The following is a 1,164-nucleotide window of genomic DNA, read 5'->3' as shown; positions in this document are numbered from 1 at the left end:
TGTCACACGAACTTTCCATGGTAGGGGTTATCCTTATAGAATGTAAGGTTTAACGTGCCTGCTTCGGGGGTTGCATGATAGAAATTGTCATCGATGGAAAATATAGAATTGTAGAAGAGGGGCTAACCCTTCTGGAAGCAGCCAAAGTGTGTGGGGTCGAAATCCCTTCACTGTGCGGAATGAACAAAAGTAACGAGAAAATTCCGTGTGATTTGTGTGTTGTCGAAGTGGAAAGTGGCGGAACTAAGCGTGCCTGTGATCTCAAAGTGTACCGCGGTCTCAATGTCGTCACACAATCAGAACAACTGAGTGAGCACCGCAGAAAAGCGCTCAACCGAATCATGACGGACCACTACGCCGACTGTGAAGCTCCATGCAAAACGGCGTGTCCTGCTGGGGTAGACATCCAATCTTACCTCTACCATATCTCGCAAAACGATCATCAAAAAGCGATTGAAGTTATTAAACGCACACTGCCAATGCCGTTGTCGATTGGGCGCGTGTGTCCGGCATTCTGCGAAAGTGAGTGTCGCCGTTCTTTGGTGGATGAGCCGATTGCCATTCGCCAACTCAAACGCCATGCCGCAGACGCAGATCTAGCGGCGCATGAAGCGTATGTCCCAGAGAAAAAACCAGCGAAGCATCGCAAGATCGCCGTTGTTGGTAGTGGCCCCGGTGGCTTAACGGCAGGTTATTACTTGTCGAATGAAGGTTATGACGTCACCGTATTTGAGTCCATGCCAAAAGCAGGCGGTTGGCTACGCTACGGCATTCCTGAATATCGCCTACCCAAAGACATTCTAGACAAAGAAATCGAACTGATGTGCCGCAACGGCATGCAAGTTGAAACCAACAAAAAGCTTGGTGTTGATTTCACGCTGTCTCAATTGAGTGAAGACTACGATGCTGTCTGTTTGGCAGTGGGGGCGTCTCAAGCGGTAGAAATGAATTATCCTGGTAGCGACTTGGACGGGTGCTACCTCGGTGTTGATTATCTGAAAGATTACGTTACAGAACAAAACTACGCGACGGGCAGAAAAGTTGCCGTGATTGGTGGTGGTAACACTGCGATCGACTGTGCGCGTACGGCGCGTCGTGCGGGTGCCGATACCACTGTGATCTATCGTCGAACTCGCGACGAAATGCCGGCCGAGGACTACGAAA

General features: G+C 49.9%; 1 protein-coding gene. It reads left to right on the top strand.

Translation table 11 applies throughout. The annotated features are described in order from the left end of the window. Positions 1-74 precede the first annotated feature (74 nt). A partial coding sequence (locus tag R8O70_RS25805) for an FAD-dependent oxidoreductase (RefSeq protein ID WP_318184533.1) occupies positions 75-1,164 on the top strand: 1,090 nt, incomplete at its 3' end.

Origin of the sequence: Vibrio sp. 779(2023), assembly GCF_033344285.1 — a bacterium.
In the GTDB taxonomy this organism is placed as follows: Bacteria; Pseudomonadota; Gammaproteobacteria; order Enterobacterales; family Vibrionaceae; genus Vibrio; species Vibrio alginolyticus.
Note: the sequence above shows the minus strand (reverse complement) of the source record. Positions and strands in the feature narration are given on the sequence as shown.